Here is a 2,602-nt window from a genome sequence, read left to right as displayed (position 1 = left end):
TTATAAGAGACAGCGGCGGCCCTGGCGCTCAACGGCACGGCCGACGTCTCCCGGATGCCCGCCATCACGTTCACCGTCGATGTCGCCGCCGCCCAGAACGCGACGGCGCAACTGGCCGCCGTACCCGACGCACCCGTGTCCGCCGCGATGCGGGCACGGCAGGTGAACGCCTGGTACGGCCTCGGCGGCGACACCGTCCTCGACCGGCTCTTCGTGCTCTCCACCCGGCTGACCACCGCCCTCCGGGCGGCCCGGGGCGGCTCCTCCTGGGACGCGCTGGACCGGCAGCTGCGGCCCGTGTGCGAGCAGTGGGGACGGGCCGGTCTGTACGAGGCGCTCTGGTTCCGGGTCCCCGACCGCGAGACCCAGGCCGACTGGCACTCGGTCGCCGTCCACGCCGCCCGGGGCGGCCGGGAGTGCACGGCCGCCCTGACCGCTCGTGACCGCAACGTCCTGCCGGGCGCACTCCGTGAGCTGGTCGCGGCCGGCCGCTGCACCGCGTCCGTCAACGCCCGGATCGACGCGGTGCTGCGCGCCGACGGCCGCCGGGGCACGGTCCGGGCGCCCGCAGAGGGGACGGCCTGCGAGCGTGCCGGATAGCGCCGGCGGCGGGTTGACAGCCCCCGGCGCGGCGCATTACCTTCACAATTACTTAAGGTCTTCAACCATCCAGCATCTCAACCATCCTCGCCACCCGGGGAAGCACCACCAGTGGAAGGGCACAGCCAGCCATGAACCCCGCCCAGCACGGAGCGGCCGTCGCGGCCGAGGCCGCCGCATTCGTCGCCACGGTCAAGGCAGCGGACCTCTCCACTCCGGTGCCGACCACACCCGGCTGGACCCTCGCCGACCTCACGCAGCACGTCGGGAGCGTCCACCGCTGGTTCAGCGAGCTGCTCCGCCGGCGCGTCCAGCAGCCGCCGGCCGGCCGCGACGTGGACCTGCGGCTGCCCGAGCACGCCGACGGACTCCCGGACTGGCTGACGGAAAGCGCCGCCGAGGCCGCCGAGGTGTTCGCCGCCACCGACCTGGACGCACCGATGTGGGCCTGGGGCGTGGACCAGCACGCCCGGTTCTGGGTCCGCCGCATGCTCTTCGAAACGCTCGTCCACCGGGCCGACGCGGAGCTCGCCCTCGGGATCACCCCGCACATCGACCGCGCCGTGGCGGTCGACGGCATCGACGAGTTCCTCACCAACCTGCCGTACGCATCCCCCTTCGCGCCGCTGACCGCGCAACTGCGGACCCCTGAACACCGGAGCATTCGCTTCAGCTGCACGGACGGCGAGGGCGACGGAGCCGGCCGCGGCGACTGGCTGATCGGCCTGCGCCCCGACGGATTCGCGCTGGTGGCCGACGGAGCCGAAGCCCGCCCGGCGGACGCCACGGTCCGGGGACCGGCCGCGGAGCTCCTCCTGCTCCTGTACGGGCGCCGGGACCACACGAGCACCGCCTTCCGGCTGCTCGGGAACCAGGAGCTCCTCGACCACTGGTTCGCCCACTCGGCCTTCTAGCGCCGCGTCAGGCGGTGCGGGGGCGCCGGGATGTGCACGGGCGGGGGTCCGCCAACCGGCCCGGGGGCGTGGGACGTTACATTGGTCGGGATCGGCCACGCGCCGCGGCGGGACGGTCCCGCATCCCCGGGAGGCATCGTGGGCACGGCTCTGATCGCGTTGGCCGCGGCGACCGTCGGCGTGATCGGCACGCTCCTCGCCCCCGTCCTGTCCCAGCGCCTGACGGCCCGCGCCCAGGCCGAGCAGTTCGACCGCCAGCAACGGACGGACCACGCCCTGCGGTTGCACCAGCGGCGGATCGCCGAGGAGGACCGGCGCCGCGACTGCTACGTGGCGGCCAACGCCGCGTACCGCCGCCACCGGGTCGAGCTGATGAACTACCTGTGGCTGGTGCACAAGGGCGAGGTCACCGCGGAGGGCCGGCAGGCGATGGAGGCCGCCCGGCACGCGCACCACGCGGCCTTCGCGGAGGCGCAGATGATCGCCTCCGCGGCGGTGATGGACGAGCTGGACACCATGACCACGGCGCTGTCCGAGCTGTACGGACGGACGATGCGGCTGGAGGAGGGCCGGCCCGTACCGGGCGGCTCCTTCCAGGAGATCCACGACGAGCTCCAGGAACTCTGGGACCGCGGGCAGGGGCTCCGCGCCGTGATGCGTTCCGACCTGGGCATCGACGACGGCCCGCTCCCCCGGCCCGCGTAGCCGCCCGGGGCGGGTCCGGTCCGGGGTTACGGCGTGGCCGCCCCGGCGGTGGCCGCCACCCTGCGCAGCACCTTGAGGGCGATCACGTACTCCTCGTCACCGATGCCCTCGTGGACGACGGCGCGGAGCCCGGTCACCGGCTCGCGCAGGCGCAGCCGCGCGGATTCCCCCGTCCCGGTGAGGTGCAGGCGCTGCCCGTCGTCGATCGAGGGCCGGCCCCGGTGGAGCAGCTGGTCCACCACCCGGTCGGCCGGTGCCCGGTCGGTGGTCGCAAGGGTCAGCGGTTCCATGATCGCAACGCTGTCTCCGCGGGCCCGGACGCCCGCCCCGGCCCCACGGCTGCGGAGCGCCCGCGGGGTGTGCGCAAGCGGAATCCGACACGT

At 74.3% G+C, this 2,602-nt stretch carries 4 protein-coding genes; 3 read left to right on the top strand and 1 reads right to left on the bottom strand.

The features are described 5' to 3' along the window. Positions 1–54: 54 nt before the first annotated feature. The 3 genes from ACFXA3_RS40655 to ACFXA3_RS40645 all read left to right on the top strand — a co-directional run bounded on the left by ACFXA3_RS40655 (position 55) and on the right by ACFXA3_RS40645 (position 2,219). Positions 55–600, top strand: a complete 546-nt coding sequence (locus tag ACFXA3_RS40655; RefSeq protein ID WP_385196195.1) for a hypothetical protein — start codon at positions 55–57, stop codon at positions 598–600. Between the two features lie 131 nt (positions 601–731). Then, on the top strand, positions 732–1,514 hold the full coding sequence (locus tag ACFXA3_RS40650; RefSeq protein WP_385196193.1) for a maleylpyruvate isomerase family mycothiol-dependent enzyme: 783 nt from the start codon (positions 732–734) through the stop codon (positions 1,512–1,514). Between the two features lie 138 nt (positions 1,515–1,652). Then, positions 1,653–2,219, top strand: a complete 567-nt coding sequence (locus tag ACFXA3_RS40645; RefSeq protein WP_385196190.1) for a hypothetical protein — start codon at positions 1,653–1,655, stop codon at positions 2,217–2,219. 26 nt (positions 2,220–2,245) lie between these two features. Here the strand turns inward: ACFXA3_RS40645 and ACFXA3_RS40640 are convergent, their stop codons facing one another. Next, positions 2,246–2,509, bottom strand: a complete 264-nt coding sequence (locus ACFXA3_RS40640) for a hypothetical protein (protein ID WP_385196187.1) — start codon at positions 2,507–2,509, stop codon at positions 2,246–2,248. Positions 2,510–2,602 lie beyond the last annotated feature (93 nt).

Origin of the sequence: Streptomyces sp. NPDC059456, assembly GCF_042750055.1 — a bacterium.
GTDB lineage: Bacteria > Actinomycetota > Actinomycetes > Streptomycetales > Streptomycetaceae > Streptomyces.
This window is presented reverse-complemented; position numbering and strand designations above follow the sequence as displayed.